Below are 22,995 nucleotides of genomic sequence, written 5' to 3'. Positions count from 1 at the left end.
GGAGCGAGCACGCTCGCTCCCACACTTGATCAGGCAGCGCCTTTCAACGGGCGCTGTGCATCCATCGCCACCACCACGTCATCGTGGATCAAACGCGCCAGATACTGACCGTAACCGGTCTTGCTCATGCTGCCCGCGTGCACCAGCAATTGCGCGTCGTCGATCCAGCCCTTGTTGTAAGCGATCTCTTCGAGGCAGGCGATTTTCAGGCCCTGGCGTTTCTCGATGGCCTGCACGAAATTGCCGGCCTCAATCAACGCATCGTGGGTTCCGGTATCCAGCCAGGCCATCCCACGACCCATCACCGATACGTTCAATTTCCCGCGTTGCAGATAGACGTTGTTGACATCGGTAATCTCCAGTTCACCTCGCGGCGATGGCTTGATGTCGGCGGCAATCTTCAGCACTTCGTTGTCGTAGAAATACAGGCCGGTGACGGCATAGTTGGACTTCGGATCGCTCGGTTTTTCGCAGATGCTCAGGGCCTTGCCGGCAGCATCGAATTCCACCACGCCAAAGCGCTCGGGATCGGCCACGTAGTAACCGAACACCGTAGCGCCTTCATCACGCGCCGCCGCTAGCAGCAGGGTTTCGCCGAAGCCGGCGCCGTAGAAAATGTTGTCGCCGAGCACCAGGCAGACGTTGTCTTCACCGACGAATTCGCGACCGATGATGAATGCTTGAGCGAGACCGTCCGGGCTCGGTTGTACCGCGTAGCTCAGGCTCAGGCCCAACTGGCTGCCATCGCCGAGCATGCGCTGGAAGCCCGGCAGATCTTCCGGGGTGGAGATGATCAGGATCTCGCGGATTTCCGCCAGCATCAGCACCGACAGCGGGTAGTAGATCATCGGTTTGTCATACACCGGCAGCGACTGTTTCGAGACGCCCAGGGTGATCGGGTGCAGACGCGAACCGGCGCCGCCCGCCAGCAGAATTCCTTTGTACTTGGCCATGCTTTTTTCCTTTCAAGCAGTGAGATTTGAATGACTGAATGTTCAAGCCACGAGGGCTTCGTCGCGTTGCTCGCCGAGGCGCTCCAGCGCGTAGGCACCGGACATCACCCGCACCCACCAGGCGCGGTTGTCCAGATACCAGTCGACGGTTTTCTGCATGCCGCTTTCGAAGGTTTCCTGCGGCGTCCAGCCCAGCGTCGTGTGGATTTTCCCGGCATCGACGGCGTAGCGTTTGTCGTGGCCAGGACGATCCTTGACGAAGGTGATCAGGTCGCGGAAGTGCGCAACACCCGCCGGTTTTTCCGCGCCGCGTGCCTCAAGCAAATCGCACAGGGTTTGCACCACTTCCAGGTTGGTCTTCTCGTTGTGGCCGCCGATGTTGTAGGTCTGCCCGACCTCACCGCGCGTGACCACCGCGTACAGGGCGCGGGCGTGATCTTCGACGAACAGCCAGTCGCGGATTTGTGCGCCATCGCCGTACACCGGCAACGGCTTGCCTTGCAGCGCATTGAGAATGACGTGAGGAATCAGTTTTTCCGGGAAGTGATACGGCCCGTAATTGTTCGAGCAATTGCTCATCACCACAGGCAGGCCAAAGGTGCGATGCCAGGCGCGGACCAGATGATCGGAACCGGCCTTGGTCGCTGAGTACGGCGAACTTGGCGCATACGGCGTGCGCTCGGTGAACGCCGGATCTTCGGGTTCCAGATCGCCATACACTTCGTCGGTGGAAATGTGATGGAAACGGAACGCCGCCTGTCGCGCCGCGTCCAGTCGGTTCCAGTAACCACGCGCCGCTTCGAGCATCGTGTAGGTGCCGACGATGTTGGTTTCGATGAAGGCTTGCGGGCCATCGATCGAGCGGTCCACGTGGGACTCGGCGGCCAGGTGCATCACCGCATCCGGTTGCAGGCGCGCGAACAGTTCGTCCAGCGCCGGCTTGTCGCAGATGTCGACCTGGCAGAAACGGTAACGCGGCGAATCGGACACATCGGCCAGCGATTCCAGGTTGCCGGCGTAGGTCAGTTTGTCGACGTTGATCACTTCACATTCGGTCTCTTCAATCAGAAACCGCACCACGGCCGAGCCAATGAAGCCCGCGCCCCCTGTCACTAAAATTTTCATCAGCGCCTCCCCTGGCAAAATGATGATTGAACGTCCTTCGATGCTGTGTGCGGGTCAGTTCAACAACGCAACCCAGTATGGCGACAGCCCTTGTTCGAGAATCAGCAGCGTCTGGATGCAGACGAAGCTTTCGTCGGTGGTCGCCGAGGTCGCGTTGAGCGGGCCGAATCCACCGTCCTGCTTCTGATGGGCAGCGATCCAGTCTTTCGATTCCTGCAAATACGTCGGCTGCGCGTCGAGCAGGTACATCGCCGCGATGGCCATGTAAGTACCCACCAGGCTGACCGCTTTGCCCGGCCGGTAGTGGAACGAGCCGTTGACCAGTTGCAGCTTTTGCAGCCAGGCGACGGTCTGTTCGGCATCGACGATGCGTCGGTTGAGAATGAAAAGCGTCGACACCACGCGGTACACCGAAAACGCGTCCGGCGGATATCCCGGCTTGTTGGCGAAACCGCCATCGGCCGAGCGGCAGCGCAAGGCAAACGCCATCACGCCCTGCTCGTCCGGTGCCTTGGCTTCAAGCGCATGCAGCGACAGCACCGCCAGATTGGTGTGCCAGATGTCCGAGCCGAAACCCGGCACATCGCCGAACCCGCCATCGGGGTTCTGACACGCTTGCAGGTAACGCACGCAACCGCCGATATCGTTCGGCAACGCGCCCAGCACTCGCAGCGACAGCACCGCGCAGTAGGTCGCGAACACATCGCTCAGATGCCCCGGTTGCTCGGCAAATCCACCGTCGGTGTTTTGTGAAGCCCTGATGCAATCGATCAGGCTGGCCTTGTTTTCGATTTGCAGACCCAGCGCATGCAAGTCCGAGATCACGTGCAACCCGGAGAACACCTGCCAGGTCTTGTCGGCACGGAACCCCAGTGGCGCGGTTTCGGCAGTCAGCCCGTAAGGCGTTTCATTCGATGCCCGAGCCTTGGCCAGCCAAGCCAGATAACGCTGCAGATCGACATTGATGGTCGGCACGCCGTTCGGATGAATGCGCTGCACATCACCACCGCCATCGATCACTTGCAGCTCACGGTTTACCAACGCCGCATCGTCATGATGAGTGACGGCAGCGGCCGGTTCGATGGACTGCAAGGCGTGGGCGGCGGCGAGCTGGGTTTTCAGGCTTTTCAGGTGCAACGGCAGGTACGTCAGGTTGCCGATGCTGAAGATCCCCGGCTGACGCGGCGGCGCCCAGAACTGCCGAATGAATGGCACGGTCGGGTCATCCGGCGTCGACCAGAAATAGCCCTTGCCCATGAACAGCCCGCCATTGCACGCGTCGTGAAACTCCAGCAACGCTGCCGTCACCGAAGCCCGGTCGGCTTCGCTCGCGCCGGACGGCAAGGCTTGAATCGCCTGCAACAGCAACGCCACGTCATAGGCGGTCTTGATCGGGAATGGCGACTCGTGATGTTTGTACGAGGTGTGCCAGTCGCAACGCACTTTGCCGTTGATCCCGACCCGATCCCAATACCCGCCGTACGCCGGATCGCGGAACAGCGCCAGGGTTTGCAGCAGGAACGAACGGGCCAGATTCGACAACGCATTATCGTCGCGCGCGTCAGCCAGTTGCGCCAGCACCAGGCTTACCTGAGCCCGCACACCGCAACGGGTCAGCGCCACATCGACACAGGATTGGCTGTCGCTGCCGGCCACCCGGCCGATCAGGTTTTCCGCATGAATCTGCAAGTGCCCGACCAAGCCGAGACCCAACGGCTGATTGTCGATACGCGCCAGCAAGGCCGTGGCACTGATGTCGAGATCGATCGAGGTCGCGAGCTCCAGCGGAGTCGACCAGTCGCTGCTGTACAGGCCGGCGACCGTGGAACGGGCGTAGAGCGCTTCGACCTTTTCCAGCAGGCCGTGGATCGCAGCATTGTTCGCCGCGTCCTGCGGCACCCGGCGCTGATAGGCAATCAACGCCGCCAGCGCGTCCAGTTGCAGCGCCAGCGTGCGGCAGCGTCCGGAGCCGTGCGGCGTCCAGTAGCGGTCGGCGAGCTCATGGAAACCGCCATTCGACGCATCATGCAAACGCATCAGCCCGTCATGGGCAAAACGCAGTTCGACATCGTCGCCGTGTTCAGCCTGGTAGAGCGTCGCCGCGACCTGATCCTGCAATTGCTTGTCGCTGGAAATCGCAACCTCGCCACTGGCATCGGTCACGGCGAAAAAGCCGCCGTGGTCGATGTCCTTGAGGCCTTGATCAAATAGAAACTGCGGATGCAGTGACATGGTGAATCCCTCTTCCTTGAGGTTAAGCGGCTTTGCTTTCGGTCAGCGACACAACGCTGCCCTGGCACAACTCGATGATGCGCGTCGCGGCGCGGGCGGCACCTTCGCCATCCGGCGCGGCCACTTGCTGATGCGGCGCGTAGTAGGTCGATGCGTCGGTGTCTTTTTCCAGTTCGCCCTGGATCAGTTCGACGATCGCATCGCGGTCGTGGCCCAGATGCGTCGGGAAACCCAGCAGCTCCAGACGGCGCAGCGCTTCGAGTTCGTGGTACTCGGATTTGGACGGCAGCACGAACAGCGTCGGAATCTGGAGTGCGGCGATTTCCGTCACGGTGATCCAGCCCGGCGCCGAAATCAGCAGGCTGGCTTCGCGCAGCAGGCCCATCCAGTCGGGGTAGTACGGCACGCAGACGACGCCGTCCTGAGCCTGGATATCCTGACGGCCGAGTAACACCAGTTTCAGTTCCGGATTGCGCTCGCGCAGGATCTTGAAGCTGTCCAGATACGCAGCGAGCAGCGCATCCTTGTTCTGGGCAAACATCGTGGTGCCGCTGATCGAAGCCACAATGAACGGCGAGTCGCCGAGGTTCAGTTGCTCGCGCACGTTCAAGCCGGTCTGCACATTGATGTCGCGGATCATCGGGCCGACAAAATGCGCCTTGCCGCTGACCAGCGCTTCGGCCACCGGCGTGCCCTGATCGAGGGAAGCCACGTACGGTTTGTCGGTCAGCACCAGTTGGCTCTGATTGATCATCCAGTTGAACTGGCTGTGCAGCGCGGTGCGGGCCCGGGCCATTTCCAGCGCGTTGACTTCGAAACCGCCGTCGGCCAGATCATGGTCTTCGAGCTGGCACAGGGTGAAGTCGTAGCGCTCGGTGACGAACACCAGCGGCGTACCGCTGAAAATCGCGGCCAGGCAGGCGGCCATGTTGTAGTCCGACACCAGAGCGGTCGGTTTGTACTCGGCGATCAGGGCCAGGTAAGACAGAATCCGCTCGCCGGACAAGAAGGTATTGGCGATATAACCGCCAATGTAATTATTCCAGTCGAGTTCTTTCGACAAGTTGCTCTTTTTCGAGTAATCGACCAAACGACCGGCAATATCCACAACTTCTACGCCAGACTTTTCGAACATCGGCGTGAAGGTTGGCTGCAAGGAAGCCAGTGCAACGGTCAATGGCATGTCCGGACGCTGTTTCTTGATCGCCTGAGCGATGGACAGCGCGCGCATGTTGTGACCGGAACCGGTTGGATTGGGGGCAAATAAAATCATTCCTGAATCTCCATTAGTTGAACAACGCCATGAACCACAGTGTTTTCCAATACATCCCTTATAACCACCGAGTACGGCTTGATAACGGCACCGTCACCAATATTCAGTGGACCTACCAAGATGGCGCCCTCGCCAATAACGCAACGACTTCCAATGCGCACCGGTGCCTCCTCCCAAGGCAGTGAGCGGAATGAATGATCATGGGTGGAGGCAACGATCGTGACCCCCTCGGACAACTCGCTGAAAGCACCGACGGATACGCCGCCGGCCGCCTCGATAACCACACCGGCCGCGAGTCGCGCGCCGGTGCCCAATTCGATGCCACCCAGTTGCGACATACCGCCCTGACGGCTGCTGCGCCCGATCAGGATGCAGTCCCGGGCGATTTCCACCGACGCCCCGCCGCGCAATTCGGCATCGATCAGGGCGTCGTCGCTGATGTCCCAGGTCTGGGTGTCGGGGTTCAGCGACTTGAGCCGCGCGACCGACTGCGTGGACCGATCGAGCATTGACGGCAAGCCTTGGCGCGCCCGGTCCCGGACTTTGGCCAGCACCGGTTCCGGGCTCGGTCGGCCGTCCTCGACCACGGTGCGCCGGGCAATGACCCGCGCCGGACGACCGACGACGATTGCGTCCGGCGGCACATCCGCTGTCACCAACGCGCCAGCCGCCACCACGGCCCCGGCACCGATGGAGACACCGGCAGCCACGGTGGACTTGGCGCCCAGCCAGACGTTTTCGGCAATCCGAACCGGCGACTGCGCCGTCCCCAGGCATTGGGCACCGGTGGCGAACATGCTGGATTTACCGATGGACGCGTGCTGCAAATCGCACCTGAAGCCGATGAAGCAGTCATCGCTTATCTGCACATTTGTCAGGCGACTGCCGACACGCACCCAGACGTGCCGACCAAGTTCACTCGCACTATCAACAATTGTCGAAACTTCAATTACGTTTATGTCGTCCACAATAAAGCCTCATTCCATTGATGCCGGGCACATAAAAATTCGATAGGCGTGCGTATCCCGCAGATATAAATCCGCCAGCGCACAAATAATAATTAACTGTTTATTTAAGGCTTCTACTCAAAGCACGCGAGACATTGCGTCCGCGCCGCTTATTAACTGTCCGGTTCATTCAACTGTCATTATTCATTAACAACAGGTAGAAGTTCACACTTGAGCCAAAAGCCAAGTCAGTTTCGAGATGAGAAAAAGCCGATTCAAGTCTGTCCGTGACTCAGGTTAAGCTCCCTTTGGAGGAATAGTTCTTTAGTACGAATGTTATAGTACAGACGATTTTGTTTTGCAATAGGTGTCAGAATGGTTATCTCGTTTTAGTCTAAAAATTTATTGAACTTTTATGGTGCACGCTTGTACCAAAACCTTCTTATATGCACAGCGTTGGTGCAATTCGGTAGATGCGCAGATCTCCTCAGCGCTTACAGGCATCTGGAGGTCGACCCAAGACATTCCAACAGCACCCGCGAAGGCTACGGTGACGGCTCCAACTCCCTTTGGCCTGGAGCCGTCATGCCCGCACCTATCACCGTTCTGCGCGACACCCATCCCCTGCCCGTACTCGACGCCTGCAAATGGGAAAAACTCGAGGGCGACCCGCACACCGTCAACCTCAACGCCTACACCAGCGAAGACGGCAGCAAGATCATGGGCACGTGGATCTGCACGCCGGGCAAGTGGCGGGTGGATTACGTGAAGTGGGAGTACTGCCATTTCCAGGAAGGCTACTGCGTGATTACCCCGGACGGCATGGAGCCGATTCACCTGCGCGCCGGCGACATCTTCGTGGTCGAGCCAGGCATGAAGGGCACTTGGGAAGTGGTCGAGACCGTGCGCAAATATTTCGTGTTCGCCTGATACAAAAAAGCCGGGAAACCACCCGACGTGATTTCCCGGCAACACCTACTGCATTGGATGTGCAGGCCTGCGACGAGCGCAGGCCTGACGACGATTACTGCGGCTTGCGATAGCTGTTGATGATCGCCGAGAAGTCCTTGCCCCCTTCCCCGCGCTGACTCATCGCCTGATACAACTGCTGCGCCACCGCGCCCAGCACCACCGGCTGATGGGCCTGACGCGCCGCTTCGGTGGCCAGCCCCAGATCCTTGAGCATCAGCTCGGCGCCGAAGCCACCGGTGTAACCGCGCGAGGCCGGCGCCGTTTCGACGATCCCCGGCCACGGGTTGTACATTTCCGAACTCCAGCAACGCCCGGTCGAGCTGTTGATGATCCCGGCAAGCACGCCGGTGTCGATCCCCAGCGCGTCGCCCAGGGCCATCGCCTCGCTGACGCCGACCATCGAAATGGCGAGCAACAGGTTGTTGCAGATCTTGGCGATCTGACCGGTGCCGACCTCACCGCAATGCACGATGTTGCGGCCCATCTGCGCCAGCACCGGTTGCAAGGTGGCGAACAGGTCAGGAGTGGCGCCGACCATGAAGGTCAACGTACCTGCAGTGGCGCCGCCGGTACCGCCTGACACCGGGGCATCGGCCATGGCCACGCCTTGTTTGGCGGCCGCCGCTGCCACATCGCGTGCGGTCTGCGGATCGATGGTGCTGCAATCCACCGCCGGCACGCCTTTGCCGATCCCGGCCAGCACACCGTCCTCACCGAGCCAGACGCTGCGTACATGCACCGCCGCCGGCAGCATGGTGATCACCAGTTCTGCATCTTCAGCGGCCTCGCGAGCCGAAGCGCGGATAGTGCCGCCCAGTTGCTCGAGTTCCGCCAGCACGGTTTTGTTCAGGTCCACCAGATTCAGCGAATGCCCGGCCTTGATCAGGTTGCGCGCCATCGGCGCGCCCATGTTGCCCAGACCGATAAATGCGATTTTCATGGCCATTCCTCAGCGCAGGTTGATGGTGGTGTTCACACCGTCGTTGACGCTGTCGTCATCGAACCAGCGCGCCGTGACCGTTTTGGTCTGGGTGTAGAACTGCACCACTTGCTTGCCGTACGGGCCGAGGTCGCCGAGTTTCGAACCGCGCGAACCGGTGAAGCTGAAGAACGGTACCGGCACCGGAATCGGGATGTTGATGCCGACCTGGCCAACGTCGATTTCAGTCTGGAACTTACGCGCCGCCGCACCGCTCTGGGTGAACAGGCCAGTGCCGTTGCCGAATGGGTTGGCGTTGACCAGCGCGATGGCCTGATCGAGGGTGTCGACTTCCAGCACCACCAGCACCGGGCCGAAGATTTCCTGGGTGTAGATCTGCATGTCGGTGGTCACCCCGGAGAACAGGGTCGGGCCGACAAAGTTGCCTTTCTCGTAGCCCGGCACGCTGATGTCGCGACCGTCCAGCTCGAGTTTGGCGCCTTCCTTGATGCCGCTTTCGATCAGATCGAGAATCCGCGCCTTGGCCTTTTTCGAAATGACCGGACCGACATCGGTGCCCGGCTCGTTGCCGGCGTTGACCTTGAGTTTCTGCGCCAGCGCTTTCAGATCCGGCAACCATTGTTTGGCCGCACCCACCAGCACCACCACCGAGGTGGCCATGCAACGCTGACCGGCCGCACCGAAACCGGCGCCGACCAGCGCATTGAGCGCTTGCTCGCGATTGGCATCCGGCAGCACCACCGCGTGGTTCTTCGCGCCCATCATCGATTGCACGCGCTTGCCATGCTTACCGGCCAGGTCATAAACGTGGGTGCCGACGGCGGTCGAACCGACGAACGAAACCGCCTTGATGTCCTTGTGGGTGCACAGGCCATCGACCACGTCCTTGCCACCATGGACGACGTTCAAAACACCGGCCGGAATTCCCGCTTCAATCGCCAGTTCCACCAGCAACATGGTCGACAGCGGATCCTGTTCGGATGGCTTGAGGACGAAGGTGTTGCCGCAGGCGATGGCCATCGGGAACATCCACAGCGGAATCATTGCCGGGAAGTTGAACGGGGTGATGCCGGCGCAAACGCCGATCGGCTGGCGCAGGGTGTAGGTGTCGACGCCGCCGGCCACGTTCTCGGCGAACTCGCCCATTTGCAGGCTGCCGATGGAGCAGGCGTGCTCGACCACTTCCAGGCCACGGAAAATGTCGCCTTCGGCATCGGCAATGGTCTTGCCCTGCTCGGCGCTCAGCACCACGGCGATGCGTTTGGAATGCTCACGGATCAACGCCTGCAGCTTGAGCATGATGCGCATGCGCGCGCCGATCGGGGTCAGTTTCCAGGTCTGGAAGGCGCGCTGGGCGGCACTGACGGCAGCGTCGACTTCAGCGGCGGTGGCGAACGGGACTTTGGCCAGCACCTGCTGGGTCGCCGGGTTGACGATGTCGTGCCACTCGGTGGTCTGCGACTCGACCCACTCGCCGTCGATCAGCAGCTTGACCTTCTGGATCGTGGTTTCGTTGGGCGTAAGCGATGCGTTCATGCTGGTCTCCAGAACTTGTTTTTATCTTAGGAGCCAAGGCGAAAGGTTCGCCTTGAGATGAGGCGTGTGTCACGAATTGGTTGTCGGACTGTTTTTGGAGTATAGATGTGCAAACTTCTAATAAGAACGCACATATAAGCCCGTCCATCATGCAAAAAAACATCACGTCTCTAGGTTCGCTGAACTGGGACGACCTCAAGTTTTTCCTCGAAGTCGCCCGTACCCGCAAGGCCAGCACGGCGGCCAAGCGCCTGGCGGTCGACTACACCACCGTGTCGCGGCGGATCAGTTCGCTGGAAGCGGCGCTCGGCACTTTGCTGTTCGAAAAGTCGCGTACCAGCGGTTTCGTACTGACTGCCGAAGGCCAGCGCCTGCTGAGTTATGCCGAGTCGATCGAAAGCACGCTGCACATGGCCTGCGAGCAGGTCTCAGGCTCCGGCGTCGCGCTGTCCGGGCATGTGCGCATGGGTTGCACCGAAGGTTTCGGCAGCTTCTTCATCACCCCGCAACTGAGCCACTTCGTCGACGCCTACCCGGCGATCTCGGTGGACATCCTGCCGCTGCCGCACTTCATCAGCCTGTCCAAACGCGAGGCCGACATCGTCATCGCCCTCGAACGCCCGGAACACGGGCCGTACGTGTGCTGCAAACTCTGCGACTACCGCTTGCAGCTCTACGCAACCCAGGAATACCTGGACAAGCACCCGCCGATCCGCCGCCCCGCCGACCTGGGCAAGCATCAATTCATCAGTTATGTGGATGATCTGGCGTTCAGCTCGGAGCTGCTGTATCTGGCGAACGTGTTGCCCGGCGCCAGCGCCAATCTGCGCAGCACCAGCGTGATTGCGCAGTTCGTCGCAGCGCAGCAGGGGCGCTCGCTGGCGATTCTGCCGTGCTTCCTCGCAGCACAGGATCCGCGCCTGTTGCCGGTGCTGCCGGAGGAAATCGACATCACCCGGCAGTTCTGGATGTACTGCCGGGAGGATCTGCGCAAGTTGAAGCGGATCACGTTGCTGTGGGATTACATCCGTGAGGTGACAGAGCGCAATCAGGCGCTGTTGATGGGTGAGACCCGCGAAATGCAATTCGCCGATTAATCGGCGCTGACCACAATCGACACCCGGCGGTTTTCGGTGCGGCCGGCGGCGGTGTCGTTCGAGGCGACCGGTTCGCGGCTGCCGAGTCCTTGCAGCTGGATGTTCTCTTCTTTCATGCCGACCGAGGTCAGCACTTTGCCGACGCTTTTCGCGCGACGCAGAGACAGCTGCTGGTTGTAGGTTTCCTTGCCCGAAGCGTCGGTATGGCCATCGACCCGCACGCGCTCGATGCCGACACCCAGCAACGCTTTGCCGATGCGCTCGACGATTTCGGTACTTTGCTGGTTCAGGCTTTCGACATCGCTGCCAAACAGCACTTTGCCCGACAGGCCGAACTCCCAGCCATCATCGGTCAACTCGAAGCCTTGCTGCTTGAGGACCGCAACCTGGGCGGGCGTCAGGCCTTTTTGCGGGGCGGTCTGGCAACCGGTCAGGGCCAGCATGGCCGTCAGCAACAGGGTGGAAAACAGTCGAAAGGAAAGTGAGAACACGGGCATCAGCTCCTGGTTTGAACGGGATCGACCGGGTGCTCCGACCCGGCCGTGGATTGGGCGCCGCGCGACAAACGCTTGGCTTGATACATCGCGGCATCGGCCGCATCGAGCAAGGTGCCGGGCGTGACGCCATGATCGGGGTAAACCGCGATGCCGATACTGAGCGACGTCACGACACTGCTGTCGCCCGGCAGCGCAATCGGGGTGTCCATGCTGGCGAGGATCTTGTCGGCAATGCGCTCGGCGTCTTCGGTCTTGTGCAAGGGCGTGAGCAGAACGGCGAACTCGTCACCGCCCAGACGCGCCACCAGATCCTCTTCACGCAACTGCGCCCGCACCCGATTAGCCACCGCCACCAGCACCGCGTCACCGGCGGCATGACCGAAGTTGTCGTTGATGTCCTTGAAGCGGTCGCTGTCGAGAAACAGCACCGCCACGCGCTCGTTGAGTTTGTGGGCGCTGCGTAGCGCACGGATCAGGCGGCCTTCGAAAAAGGCCCGGTTCGGCAAGCCGGTGAGACTGTCGTGGCTGGCCTGGTGGGCGAGGGTTTCGTTCTCGCTTTGCAGGTGGGTTTGCCAGTCTTCGAGTTCATCGAGCAAGGCATTGAAGTCATTGCCGAGGTTGTCCAGTTCGGCAATCTTCGCCCGTGGCACCCGTCGATCCAGTGCCCGCTCGCTGCGGGCCGCATGCGCCACCGCCGCCAGGCTGTGCAACGGGCCGATGATCCTGCGCAACTGACGCTGCGCCAGGTACAGCGCGACCCAGGCGCTGATCGCCGTGCAGAGAATGATCCCCGCCAGACCGCTCAACAGAAAGCGCATCAGGCTGCCGCCGTGGCCGATCAGCAAAATGCGCCCGATCTCGCGATCCTGATGCTGAATCGGCAGGTTGATGGGTTTTTCCAGAATCACTCGCGCGACCTGCATCTCCAGCTCGGAAATCAGGCCGTTCTCCGGACGCTGCCAGCGCGCGAGCAATTGGCCCTGAGTGTCCAGCACCTGGGCATCCGCCACCTCTTCGGTCGAGGCGATCAACGCCAGCGCTTCGGTCGCGGCGGCCTTGTCGTTGAACACCACGGCGGCTTCCACGGTGTAACTGATCGAGCGGGCGATCAAGTGCAGGTTGTGATCGGCATAGACCCGCAGCGCCAGCACCCCAAGCAGCGTCAGCGACACACTGGCCATTGCCACGGCGACCAGCGCCACAATCAGGTTGCCACGGCCGATGACCGAGCCGAGGGTCGGGCGCCCTGTGGATTTGTCGCGTCTCATGGCACCGCCGGTTTGCGGCGCGACAACTGCAGCACGCTGGGATGAATGCGCACGCCGCTGCGGGCGACGGAGTCGAGATTGACCTCAAACGACACTTGTTCATCGCCGACCCGCAGGCAGAAAAGGCTGCCGACCGTGCATTGATCGCCGCCTTCGCTGATGCTCAGCACCGGATGGCCGATCAGGGACGCGAACAGCCGGCTGCGTTCGTCGGTCGTAAGCTTACCGATGTAGACTGCGTCGCACTCGCTGACGATGGCCGGATTGTCGGCCAACAGTCGACGCACGATGACCGGACGCCCCGTGGCCTGGGTCGTACCCTTGACCAGGTCGTCGGTGTATTCGGTCGGGCCGACGATGCACAGGCGCAATTGCGCCGGTTCTACCGGCCAGCGCGCGTAACTGAGGATACCGAGGACAACCTGGGTGACGGATTTGGCCCGCTGTTCGGCCATGCCCGTCGAGGGTTGAGCCTGGGCAGCGGCCACACCCGTGAGCAAACAGAGCACACCGGCAAGCAACGCCTGCTTGCAGCCAACTACGCGCTCTGTCGCCCAGACAGCCACCTTCATGCAGGGATTCTCTTGGATCGTTACGAAATGATGCCGCAACGATAGCACAGGGTTGGAACACCAGCGATACAGCGACCTCTGACCGGTCGATCAATTATCGGCGGCAATCGAAGGCACCTTCATCCTTTATGCGGCACCCCTTCTTCCAGTTCCAGCATCAGTCCACTCAGGCGCTTCACCTTGCGCTGCACCGCTTCTTCAAACACGCCGCTCCGAGGTTCGATCAAGGTGAACCAGTCCTTGGCCCGGGTAATTCCGGTGTAGATCAGCTCCTTGGTCAACACGGGATTCAGGGCGTCCGGCAGGATCAACGCGGTATGGGCAAACTCCGAGCCCTGCGACTTGTGCACGGTCATCGCATAGACGGTCTCGACATCGTTGAGCCGGCTCGGCAGCACGAAACGCACCCCTCCGCGCCCGTCGTTACGCGGGAACGCCACTCGCAACACCGACTTGCCGGCATCCGGGCCATCGCGCTCGGGCAATTTCAGGGCGATACCGATGTCACCGTTCATCAGCCCCAGACCGTAGTCATTTCGGGTCATCAGCACCGGCCGGCCTTCGTACCATTGCTGATCGCTTTCGATCAGCCGCGCTTTGAGTAACGCGTCGGTGATGCGCTGGTTCAGCCCCTCGACACCCCACGGCCCTTTGCGCACTGCGCACAACAACTGGAAGGTATCGAAGGCCCGCAGGACGTCACGCGCCCAGTCGACCCAGCCTGAATGTTCGAGCGGCGTTCCAATCGCCGGACGTCGATCGCGCAAAACGCTCAGATAATGTCGATAACCGTGAGGGCCTTCGCCGTGTCCATCGAGCACCAGGTGCTCAAGTTTCCGGTCGTGCTCGTTCTGAAGCGGCAACGAAAACACATCTCCATGAGTCTTGGCTTCCAGCAACTGCCGAGCCTCGTCCGGGAGTTGCTGATTCACCCGCCGCGCCAGTTGGCCGATGCCGCTGCCCTCGCCGAAACGCCGCGAGTGACGCAACATCACCACTTGCTGGGCCAGCGGATGCGAGCCGTCAGAGCCTTCGTGCAAGCCGCTGTCCTGCAGGGATTCGCCGCTCACCTGTTCCAGCCACTGGCGAGTCTGCGGACTGTACCAACCGGCTTCGGCATCGCGGCACAAATCTCCCAGCACCGCCCCCGCCTCCACAGAGGCCAGTTGATCCTTGTCGCCCAGCAACACCAATCGGGCATGAGGCGGCAAGGCATCGAGCAGGTTGGCCATCATTTCCAGGTCGATCATGGACGCTTCATCGACCACCAGAACGTCCAGGGGCAGACGGTTACCGGCATGGTGGCGAAAGTGCCGCGTGCCGGGACGACTGCCGAGCAGGCGGTGCACCGTGGTCACCTCGGTCGGGATTTTTTCCCGGACGCTGTCAGCGACCTTCAGCGATTGCACCTGCTGACTGATGGACTCGGTCAGCCGCGCCGCCGCTTTACCGGTAGGCGCCGCGAGCCGAATGCGCAATGGTTGATGCGCCTCGACCGCAGGTGCCTGGAGCAACGCCAGCAAACGGACCACCGTCGTCGTCTTGCCGGTACCTGGACCGCCCGTGATGATGCTGAAGGCACTTCGGGTGGCCAGGGCGCAGGCGAGTTTCTGCCAGTCGATGACATCCGCACGCTGCGCTGGATCGAACAGCTCGTCCAGCCGCCGTGCAAGATCGGATGGTGTCGCTTCCTGCTCCGCGAGCCGCTGACGCAATGCGCTGTCGATACGCCGCTCGTAGGCCCAATAGCGCCGCAAGTACAAGCGCTTGCCGGACAACACCAGCGGGCGTTCCTGCGACGACGCACTTTCGTCGGCGGCCAGTGCCACCAGCGAACTGCCGGCCAGTACCTTGCACCAGTGCGCTCCGTCGAGGGTTTCGAGCAGTTGCGATGGCAGCAGCAACACGCCGGGTTGTGCATCCCCCTCTGGCGGTAGGGACAAAGCGAAATCCGGCGCCTTGAGGGTTTCGAACAGATCCAGACAGACATGACCATGGCCGAGCTGGTGACTGGTCAATGCGGCGGCGAGCAACACCAGCGGATCGACATCGGGTGCCAACTCATGAAGAAAGGCCACGAATGCCTTGTCCAGTGCCCGCAACCAGCCACGCTCGACCCATTGGGTCAGCAACAGCAACAGATCATCGGCACGGGTCAGGGGCGTCAGTTGCGCGAGGCTGTCGGCGGTCAGCGGCGTTGGCAGCAGGTCGGCGAATGTCCGGTTCATAGCAATACTCCCTGTTCCCACGCGGGCTCGGCCTTGGGTTGCGGTTTGCCCTGGAACATCAAGTCCAGACGCTCGATCAGCGCCCTTGGTGGTCGCGCGAAGTAAACGCCACCGCCAGGGGCCCGTGTCCCGCGCAGGAACAGATACAACGCGCCGCCGATATGCCGGTCGTAGTCGTAATCGGCGAGCCGCGCCTTGAGCTGACGATGCAGTGCCAACAGGTACAGCACGTATTGCAGGTCATAACGGTTGTCGAGGATCGACTGCTCCATGGCCCGCTCGGTGTACGCAGCGTCATCGACGCCCAGCCAGTTGGATTTGTAATCGGCCACGTAGTAACGACCCTCGTGCTCGAACGTCAGGTCGATAAAGCCTTTGAACATGCCATTGAGCTGCACCGCTTCGGCGTCGACCCGGGCCACGCCGTTGTGGGTGAACTGACGCACCTGTTCGTCGAGCTTGAGCACGTCGACTTTGTGGCTGGCAAACCAGAACTCCATCTCGACCCGATACTGCTTCAATTGCTCAAGCACCACTGGCGGTTGGTCGAGCCCTGCGGGCAGTGGCAGTTTGAGCAAGTGTTGCAACCAGTCGCCGAGGGTGGTGATCCAGCCTTCCCAACCCCGCCGATTGCAACGCCGGGCGATCGCATCGTCCAGCGACTCGCGGGTGACCGCGAACCCTTCCTCCCCTGCCCACTCCAGCAAACCGTGAAGAAACGTTCCCGGATTCGGCCCGCGAGGGAAGCGGTGAATATCGGCCCCGCCGGCGATGATCTCGCGCGGAGCTTCAGGATCGAGGCGTTCGTCGTCGAACAGTTTTTGCGCTTGCGGACTGTCAGGAGCTTCGTCATTGCCGACGCTCAGCACGTCACTGATGCGCAAGGCGCTGTACGATGCGATCCACCAGTTTTCGCTGGCCCTGCGGCTCGGTAAAAGGGTGGCACGTAGCATGGCTTCGTTACGCGGAGGCTGATACTCCTCGCTGGTGGCCGCCGGCATTTCAACAACGCTCAGCGCCGAACAACCCTGTTGCAGATCGTCCAGCCAACGGGCCAATCCGCTGGATTCACCCAACGTTGCGCCACCGCCCAACAGATAGCCCAGCGCAGAAAGATGCAGTACCGAGCTGCTGTGGTTACCGCGCTTGAGATCCGTCACCCCGAGCCAGCACGCATGTTGTGCGCGAGTCAGCGCGACGTAGAGCAAACGCAGATCCTCCGCCAGGCGCTCGTTGTCCGCCAGGGCGATCAGTTCGGCGTCGGGCTTCAGACTGATGCGGGCCTTGCCGGACTCATCGTGGTAATGCAGCGGCAATCGACTGCCATCCACGGGTTTGGCCGAGCAGATGAAAGGCAGGAACACCAACGGGTATTCAAGCCCCTTGGACTTGTGAATGGTCACGACCTTGACCAGTTGCTCGTCGCTCTCAAGACGCAGGATCTGCTCTTCACCTGCCTGCCCTGACAGCGCCAGATGCTCGGCCAGATGACGGATCAGTGCCTGCTCGCCATCGAGTTCCGACGCGGCCTGTTGCAACAACTCCGACAGATGCAACAGGTTGGTCAGCACCCGCTCGCCATCACTGCGGGCGATGAGCATCTGCGGCAGTTGAAAGTCGTGCAGCAGGCGCCGCAACATCGGCAGCACCCCTTGCTTGCGCCAGAGCTCACGATAACCTCGGAACTGCATGACCCGGGTTTCCCAGACCAACTCGTCCTGATTCAGACGTTCCAGCTCAGCCAGCGGCAGGTTCAGCGTGATGCACGCCAGCGCCGCTTTCAGGGAGCGTTCGACATCCGGCTCGGCGCACGCCTTGAGCCACGACAACAGGTCATGGGCTTCCTGTGCGGCAAAGACCGAGTCCTTGTCCGACAGATAAACGCTGCGGACTCCGCGCGCCGCAAGCTCACCGCGTACCGCCTGCGCCTCTTTACCATCGCGCACCAGGATCGCAATGTCCGCTGGCCGCAGCCCACGCCAATCCTTGCCGTCCTGCGCAAACCCGGCACGACCGGTTTGCCCGCCATTGAGCAGAGTCGTGATCTCACTGGCGCAGGCCGCCGCCAACTGCTGGCGATAAACCGCCCCGGACAGTGGTTTGTCGGTGGATAAATGCCAGATGTTCAGCGCCGGTACGTCCAGCCCGGATACCTGCAAATGTTCTTTACGACCCTGAGCCTCCACAGGCTGGAACGGTACTGGGTTATCGCCACTTTTCTCTCGGAACAGAAATGCTCCGCGCCCTTGCTCACGGGACTCGGCACGTTCGAAAACATGGTTGACCGCACTGACCATCCCGTGACTGGAACGGAAGTTGGTGCCCAGGGTATGCAGGCGTCCGGTTGTGGCCTGGCGGGCTCGCAGGTAGGTGTAGATGTCCGCGCCACGGAAGGCATAGATCGCCTGCTTGGGGTCGCCAATCAGGAACAGCCCGGTCTCGGGGTTATTCTCTTCAATGCGATAGATGCTTTCGAAGATCCGGTACTGCACCGGGTCCGTGTCCTGGAACTCATCGATCAGTGCGACCGGGAACTGCTCGCGGATGAGCGTGGCGAGCCGCTCCCCACCGTCGGATTGCAAGGCCGAGTCCAGACGCAATAGCATGTCGTCGAAACCCATTTCGGCTCGACGGCGCTTCTCGTCTTCAAAGCGGGCACCGACCCATTTGGCAGCATGCTGCAGCACGGCCGCATCGGGCGTCGGCAAATTGTCGAGGCTCGACTTGAGCACAGGCATGGCACCCAGGCCCGGGTGACTCGGCGGCTCGCCCTTCCAGGCTTCAGCCATGCCCTCCGGCGTGAGCCTGGCGAACCCGGTGCCGATATCCAGTTGCTCGAACGACTCGTCCTCGGCCCAGGCCTTGAGCTTTTCGAACCAGGGTTCGAAATAGCGGGCTTGCATCTTGCGCCCGTCCACGGTTTTGTTGGCGACGCCCTGATGACAGATCGCGAGCAACTCATCGGCCCACTGCCGCCATGGTCCCTTCAACTCCACCAATGCCGCACGGCGTTCCTGCAGGCATTCTTCGATCAGCTCGGAGGGGGTCTTGTCAGAGTCCGCTTCGCGCTCGGTGCCAAACAGCCCACGCACTCGCGGTAACAGGGCCGCCGGACCTCCCCAGTGACTGCGGACCCAGCTCAATGCATCGCCCTGCATCGGATAGCAGAACAGCCGCCAATAATCGCGCAGCACTTCGCCGAGCAGGTCGCTGTGATCGGTTTCCAGGGTCTGGGTAAACAGACTGCCGCTGTCGAACGCATGCTCGCGCAACATTCGCTGACACCAACTGTGGATCGTCGAAACGGCGGCTTCGTCCATCCATTGCGCGGCGATATCCAGGCGGTTCGCGCAACCGGGCCATTGTTGCGGATCGAACTCTGCACGCAGTTCATCGATCAGCGCATCAGGGGGAGGCGTCTCGTCACGAAAGAAACGGGCGGCCTCGGCCAGACGCGTGCGTATACGTTCGCGCAGTTCTTTGGTGGCCGCGTCGGTGAAGGTCACCACGAGAATCTGCGGGGGCAACAGCTCTCGACCGAAACCACTCGCCTCGCCTCCGTGGCCGAGGATCAACCGCAGATACAACGCCGAAATGGTAAACGTCTTGCCAGTGCCCGCACTGGCTTCAATCAGTTGGCTGCCCTTTAACGGGAATGCCAGGGCGAGTGGCGGCTGGTTACTCATGCGCCTGCCTCCTCGTGGATCCATGAGCGCCACGGTGCCTCAAGCAGAGGGCGATACAGTGCATCACACCAACCGGAGAAGGTTTCATCCGCCTGCAGTGCATCGAAGTCGGCGAATTGTCGGGACAGAGCCGGACTTTCACGCCGCTCGCCTTCGCTGGTCTGACCATCGCCCTCATAGGCTTTACGGGCAGCCGCTTCAGCCTTGACCGGATCGGTCTGGGCCAGCCATGCAAAAGCCGTTTTCACCGCGACCGGAAGTGGCTGGCACATGCCCGTCTGCCAGGCGAGCAGCAGATCCTCGAGAATTCGCCCCGCTCGAGTCTGTTCCAGAGGTTCAAGAAGGAGCGTGTCATCACTGGCCACCAGTGCGGTCGTCAGGGAGAGTCCACTGGCGCACGCGACGAGATGGCTGACCCAGGGCTTGGTCATGCGATGCCATTTGCGGCTCTTGATCGAGCCTATGCTGTTGGGGATTGTTGTGACCGACAGTACGCCGCCATCGGCGCGCCGGTGCAAACCGCCTAGCCATCCTTCAAGGCGCAGTTCCTGCCATTCAAAATTGATCGGTAGCGCGTTGGTTAGCGGTGTCGGCCATAACGCCAACAGCTGTTGATATCGTTGCAACAAGTCTGGCAAAGGCTCGATCAACTCTCGTTGAAGGCATTCACCGAACCCGGCCATGGGCAGCAGTCCGCTGTTCTGCAGGCGTCGGGCTTGAGACTCGAGCGCCTGATCAACATTGTCCGGGTGTCTCAAGGCTGCCCCGAGCAAGCTGTCGCTGAGCATGTATCGCTGCAACGCATCCAGCACAAAGGGTTCCTCGTCAGCCTGAGGTACCTGCGCCGCTTCAAAGTAAACCTTGAGTCGCTGAGTGAAAAAGTGTCGAACCGGATTGCGCAGGAAGTCCTGCAGCAGCTCCAGACTCAACGGTTCCTCCTGAACATGGGGGGCAAGCATTGTTGCGACGTCATTCTGCTCGTGATGCTGATGCAGCACTTGCCATTCGCTGGCATAGCTGAACAGTTTGTCTTCCTCATGGAAGTAGCGCGAACTGAATGGCTGCAACGGATGCTCCTGAGTCATGGCAATCAGAAGATCTTCGTTGTCGTCGACCGATCGCCATCCATTGGCGAGATGATCGCGCAACTGGCCGATCAACACAGAGGCTGGCCGCTCGCTGTTGTCGCGAATGCTGCGGCCCACCCAACTGATGTAAAGCTGATGACGGGCGGACAAGAGCGCTTCGAGCAGAAGATAGCGATCATCCTCCCGACGGGATCGATCTCCCGGCCGGTAGTCGCTGCCCATGAGATCGAAGTCCAGCGGCGGTTGAGCGCGTGGATAATCGCCATCGTTCATTCCCAACAGGCAAACCAGCTTGAACGGGATCGCGCGCATCGGCATCAGTGTGCAAAAGTTCACGGCACCGGCCAGGAAGCGCTGCGACAGACGCCCCTGATCCAGTCCCGCCAGCCAGGCCTCGCGGACGACGGTCAGTGGCAGCTCGTCCAGCAGAGCGACGGTTTCACAAGTTTCCAGCCAGGTTTCGCGCAACTCCTCGAGTTGAGCCAGCAGATAGTCGTCATGCTCATCTTCAGGCTTGAAAAACAGCTGCATCAACGCCTGAAGCCGATGTCCCCATTCCTGCGGTTGCGCGGGTTTCATCAGTTGCTGATGCGAGAGTTCCAGTGCATCCAGCAACGCTACCAACGGGCCGATCAACGCGGCATCGAGACCACCGATTTCATCGTAGGGTTCGATATCCCCACAGGCTCCGGAACTGCCGACGGCATAGCCGAGCAGCATCCGACGCAGGCCGAAGCGCCAACTGTTTTGCTCCAGTTCGTCGGGCAATCCCAGTTCGGCCCGTTGCCCGGCATCGATGCCCCAACGTACGCCGGCCCCTTCGATCCAGCGATGCAGAGTCGGCAAGTCTCGCTCCTGCACACCAAACCTGGCGCGTAACGCAGGAACGTCGAGCAGGTCGAGAATTTCACTGACGGGGAAACGACTGTCCGGCAGCTTGAGCAGATGCTCGACAGCGATCAGTAATGGATCCCGTCCGCGCTGCCCCTGATCGGCCATGGTGAAAGGAATGAAGCGTGGATCCTGACGATCCAGTTGGCCAAATACGGCGCGGATATGCGGCGCATAACTATCGATGTCAGGCACCATCACGATCACATCGCGAGGGCGTAATTGAGGGTTGGCACTGAAACGGGCCAGGAGTTGGTCGTGGAGAATCTCCACTTCGCGCTGGGCGCTATGAGCTATGTGAAAGCGGATCGAATCGTCTTGAGTCAGATCGACTGCCGGCCAGAGCGTTCGAGTCTCGCTGAGCGGCCGCAGCTCCAGAATGTCGTCCTGTAACTGATTGAGCATGTTCTTCGGCTGGTTTTCGCTGAACAGATCGATACGTCCGTTGCGAAATGCTGCGCGATAGCTGTCCGGCTCGTCGTAGCTGTCGAGAAGGTTGATGTAATCGCGACCTTGCTTGCCCCACGCTGCGAGGAGCGGGTGAGCATGTTGGTGGAGCGATTCCGAATCCAGCACCACAGGCATGCCGTTTTTTCGGGCCTGCCGCTTGTACTGATGACGCAAGAGATCCTTGTCGGCAACGATATCGGCCCAGTGATAACGACAGGGGTTATGGACGCACAATAAAACCTGGCTGAAACGAGACAACCCGGCCAATGCTTCCAGTACCTGGGCGGGCAACGAGGAAATTCCGAAAACGATCACTCGCTGTGGAAGTCCGGTCGGTGCGCGTTCAAGACTGTTGATGCGCTCCATGAACCGCTGGTGCACGCCCGCGCGACTCTGGGCCATGCCTTGCTCGCCCACATCGTCCAGCAGAGCGCGCCACAATTCTGCCTGCCAGCAACTGGTCGGCGAGAGCGGCTTCGCTTCACCTCTTACATTTCGGAGTTGATGATGCCCCTCTGCCCAGTCCTCAAGCCAATCAGCGCGGTAAACCTGGTATTGGTCGAAGAGGTCTGCCAGACGTTCGGACAACTGGTAGCGTTTGCGCAGATCACTGTCATGGGTGAGAAAGCGTTGTAGCGGTTCGAAATGCGGACGGGTGATGACCTGTGGCAACAGGCGCATCAGACGCCAGGTCAACGGTGCCTTGTCGAGCAGCGACTTTGCCGGAATTTCCTCTCGTCCCAGAACCATCCGGTAAAGCTGCCACATGAAACTGCCCGGCAGTTGCACATCAATAGCAGCGGCGATACCACAGCCGCCGGAGTCGTCCTCTTCAGGGTCCTCAGCCAGTGCCAGCTTGAGCCATTGAGCGATGCCGTTGCTCTGTACGAGCGCGATTTCGTTCTCCAGGGGAGCCAGTGGATAGCGCCGCATGATGCTGATCACAAGGCTGCGCAGTTCATCCAGGCTGTTGCTCTGAACGACCATGAATGCAGCGTTGAGGGACTGGGTGTCCGGCATGAAGGCTTCCTTGGAAAAGTACAAAAGCTAGGGCTGAACCTTAGCATTGTCGGCCGGCGGCGACAGCCGCAAGGCGGCTGAGAATGCTGTAAGAACTTTCCTGCGGGCAAAACAAAACCCCAACTGCTTTCGCAATTGGGGTTTCGGAATTTAATCTTGACGATGACCTACTCTCACATGGGGAAACCCCACACTACCATCGGCGATGCATCGTTTCACT

The 22,995-nt window shown here is 60.8% G+C and carries 15 protein-coding genes; 2 read left to right on the top strand and 13 right to left on the bottom strand.

The window, feature by feature from the left end; all coding sequences use genetic code 11:
- Nucleotides 1–29 precede the first annotated feature (29 nt).
- Genes rfbA through EIY71_RS11895 form a run of 5 tightly spaced genes read right to left on the bottom strand, consistent with a single transcriptional unit; the run spans nucleotide 30 to nucleotide 6,410 of the window.
- Nucleotides 30–953 (bottom strand): glucose-1-phosphate thymidylyltransferase RfbA, encoded by a 924-nt coding sequence (gene rfbA / locus EIY71_RS11915; RefSeq protein ID WP_085746840.1) that lies wholly within the window; start codon nucleotides 951–953, stop codon nucleotides 30–32.
- A gap of 42 nt (nucleotides 954–995) precedes the next feature.
- Complete coding sequence (gene rfbB, locus EIY71_RS11910) at nucleotides 996–2,078, bottom strand: dTDP-glucose 4,6-dehydratase (protein WP_218568796.1); 1,083 nt, start codon at nucleotides 2,076–2,078, stop codon at nucleotides 996–998.
- 54 nt (nucleotides 2,079–2,132) lie between these two features.
- Nucleotides 2,133–4,310 carry a prenyltransferase/squalene oxidase repeat-containing protein gene (locus EIY71_RS11905; RefSeq protein ID WP_134021783.1) on the bottom strand — a complete coding sequence of 726 codons (2,178 nt, stop codon included), beginning with the start codon at nucleotides 4,308–4,310 and terminating at the stop codon, nucleotides 2,133–2,135.
- A 22-nt stretch (nucleotides 4,311–4,332) separates the two neighbouring features.
- A complete protein-coding gene (locus EIY71_RS11900; protein WP_007953861.1) occupies nucleotides 4,333–5,583 on the bottom strand; it encodes a hypothetical protein in 1,251 nt (416 codons plus the stop codon).
- Entirely contained in the window at nucleotides 5,580–6,410 is an 831-nt protein-coding gene (locus tag EIY71_RS11895) for a DapH/DapD/GlmU-related protein (RefSeq protein WP_256656668.1), read from the bottom strand. The genes EIY71_RS11900 and EIY71_RS11895 overlap by 4 nt, the downstream gene beginning before the upstream one ends.
- A 705-nt stretch (nucleotides 6,411–7,115) precedes the next feature.
- On the opposite strand from EIY71_RS11895, the gene EIY71_RS11890 reads away from it, so the two are divergent.
- Nucleotides 7,116–7,460 carry a cupin domain-containing protein gene (locus EIY71_RS11890; RefSeq protein ID WP_007953863.1) on the top strand — a complete coding sequence of 115 codons (345 nt, stop codon included), beginning with the start codon at nucleotides 7,116–7,118 and terminating at the stop codon, nucleotides 7,458–7,460.
- A 94-nt stretch (nucleotides 7,461–7,554) separates the two neighbouring features.
- Here the strand turns inward: EIY71_RS11890 and mmsB are convergent, their stop codons facing one another.
- Both mmsB and EIY71_RS11880 read right to left on the bottom strand, forming a co-directional pair.
- A complete protein-coding gene (gene mmsB, locus EIY71_RS11885; RefSeq protein ID WP_134021781.1) occupies nucleotides 7,555–8,442 on the bottom strand; it encodes a 3-hydroxyisobutyrate dehydrogenase in 888 nt (295 codons plus the stop codon).
- Nucleotides 8,443–8,451: 9 nt separating this feature from the next.
- Nucleotides 8,452–9,978, bottom strand: a complete 1,527-nt coding sequence (locus EIY71_RS11880) for a CoA-acylating methylmalonate-semialdehyde dehydrogenase (protein ID WP_011332335.1) — start codon at nucleotides 9,976–9,978, stop codon at nucleotides 8,452–8,454.
- 149 nt (nucleotides 9,979–10,127) lie between these two features.
- Here EIY71_RS11880 and EIY71_RS11875 point away from each other — a divergent pair, with 149 nt between their 5' ends.
- On the top strand, nucleotides 10,128–11,075 hold the full coding sequence (locus tag EIY71_RS11875; protein ID WP_039772937.1) for a LysR family transcriptional regulator: 948 nt from the start codon (nucleotides 10,128–10,130) through the stop codon (nucleotides 11,073–11,075).
- Here EIY71_RS11875 and EIY71_RS11870 read toward each other — a convergent pair.
- The 6 genes from EIY71_RS11870 to recC form a co-directional block, all read right to left on the bottom strand.
- Nucleotides 11,072–11,572, bottom strand: coding sequence for an OmpA family protein (locus tag EIY71_RS11870; RefSeq protein ID WP_170844893.1), 501 nt, complete (start codon nucleotides 11,570–11,572; stop codon nucleotides 11,072–11,074). The genes EIY71_RS11875 and EIY71_RS11870 overlap by 4 nt on opposite strands.
- Nucleotides 11,572–12,840 carry a diguanylate cyclase domain-containing protein gene (locus EIY71_RS11865; protein ID WP_085746836.1) on the bottom strand — a complete coding sequence of 423 codons (1,269 nt, stop codon included), beginning with the start codon at nucleotides 12,838–12,840 and terminating at the stop codon, nucleotides 11,572–11,574. Before EIY71_RS11865 ends, EIY71_RS11870 begins: the two co-directional genes overlap by 1 nt.
- Nucleotides 12,837–13,412, bottom strand: coding sequence for a YfiR family protein (locus tag EIY71_RS11860; RefSeq protein ID WP_134021779.1), 576 nt, complete (start codon nucleotides 13,410–13,412; stop codon nucleotides 12,837–12,839). The genes EIY71_RS11865 and EIY71_RS11860 overlap by 4 nt, the downstream gene beginning before the upstream one ends.
- A 119-nt stretch (nucleotides 13,413–13,531) precedes the next feature.
- Nucleotides 13,532–15,640, bottom strand: coding sequence for an exodeoxyribonuclease V subunit alpha (gene recD, locus EIY71_RS11855; RefSeq protein ID WP_085746834.1), 2,109 nt, complete (start codon nucleotides 15,638–15,640; stop codon nucleotides 13,532–13,534).
- Nucleotides 15,637–19,326: an exodeoxyribonuclease V subunit beta gene (recB, locus tag EIY71_RS11850; RefSeq protein ID WP_134021777.1), complete on the bottom strand. Its 3,690-nt coding sequence runs from the start codon at nucleotides 19,324–19,326 to the stop codon at nucleotides 15,637–15,639. The genes recD and recB overlap by 4 nt, the downstream gene beginning before the upstream one ends.
- Entirely contained in the window at nucleotides 19,323–22,775 is a 3,453-nt protein-coding gene (recC, locus tag EIY71_RS11845) for an exodeoxyribonuclease V subunit gamma (RefSeq protein ID WP_134021775.1), read from the bottom strand. Before recC ends, recB begins: the two co-directional genes overlap by 4 nt.
- Nucleotides 22,776–22,995: the final 220 nt, after the last annotated feature.

The organism is Pseudomonas sp. CH235 (assembly GCF_004368175.1).
GTDB classification, from domain to species: domain Bacteria; phylum Pseudomonadota; class Gammaproteobacteria; order Pseudomonadales; family Pseudomonadaceae; genus Aquipseudomonas; species Aquipseudomonas paraglycinae.
This window is presented reverse-complemented; position numbering and strand designations above follow the sequence as displayed.

Excerpts from the sequence above, each read along its gene's own strand:
- rfbA (WP_085746840.1), bottom strand. The coding sequence starts at position 953 with ATGGCCAAGTACAAAGGAATTCTGCTGGCGGGCGGCGCCGGTTCGCGT.
- rfbB (WP_218568796.1), bottom strand. The coding sequence starts at position 2,078 with ATGAAAATTTTAGTGACAGGGGGCGCGGGCTTCATTGGCTCGGCCGTG.
- EIY71_RS11905 (WP_134021783.1), bottom strand. The coding sequence starts at position 4,310 with ATGTCACTGCATCCGCAGTTTCTATTTGATCAAGGCCTCAAGGACATC.
- EIY71_RS11900 (WP_007953861.1), bottom strand. The coding sequence starts at position 5,583 with ATGATTTTATTTGCCCCCAATCCAACCGGTTCCGGTCACAACATGCGC.
- EIY71_RS11890 (WP_007953863.1), top strand. The coding sequence starts at position 7,116 with ATGCCCGCACCTATCACCGTTCTGCGCGACACCCATCCCCTGCCCGTA.
- mmsB (WP_134021781.1), bottom strand. The coding sequence starts at position 8,442 with ATGAAAATCGCATTTATCGGTCTGGGCAACATGGGCGCGCCGATGGCG.
- EIY71_RS11880 (WP_011332335.1), bottom strand. The coding sequence starts at position 9,978 with ATGAACGCATCGCTTACGCCCAACGAAACCACGATCCAGAAGGTCAAG.
- EIY71_RS11875 (WP_039772937.1), top strand. The coding sequence starts at position 10,128 with ATGCAAAAAAACATCACGTCTCTAGGTTCGCTGAACTGGGACGACCTC.
- EIY71_RS11870 (WP_170844893.1), bottom strand. The coding sequence starts at position 11,572 with ATGCCCGTGTTCTCACTTTCCTTTCGACTGTTTTCCACCCTGTTGCTG.
- EIY71_RS11865 (WP_085746836.1), bottom strand. The coding sequence starts at position 12,840 with ATGAGACGCGACAAATCCACAGGGCGCCCGACCCTCGGCTCGGTCATC.
- EIY71_RS11860 (WP_134021779.1), bottom strand. The coding sequence starts at position 13,412 with ATGAAGGTGGCTGTCTGGGCGACAGAGCGCGTAGTTGGCTGCAAGCAG.
- recD (WP_085746834.1), bottom strand. The coding sequence starts at position 15,640 with ATGAACCGGACATTCGCCGACCTGCTGCCAACGCCGCTGACCGCCGAC.
- recB (WP_134021777.1), bottom strand. The coding sequence starts at position 19,326 with ATGAGTAACCAGCCGCCACTCGCCCTGGCATTCCCGTTAAAGGGCAGC.
- recC (WP_134021775.1), bottom strand. The coding sequence starts at position 22,775 with ATGCCGGACACCCAGTCCCTCAACGCTGCATTCATGGTCGTTCAGAGC.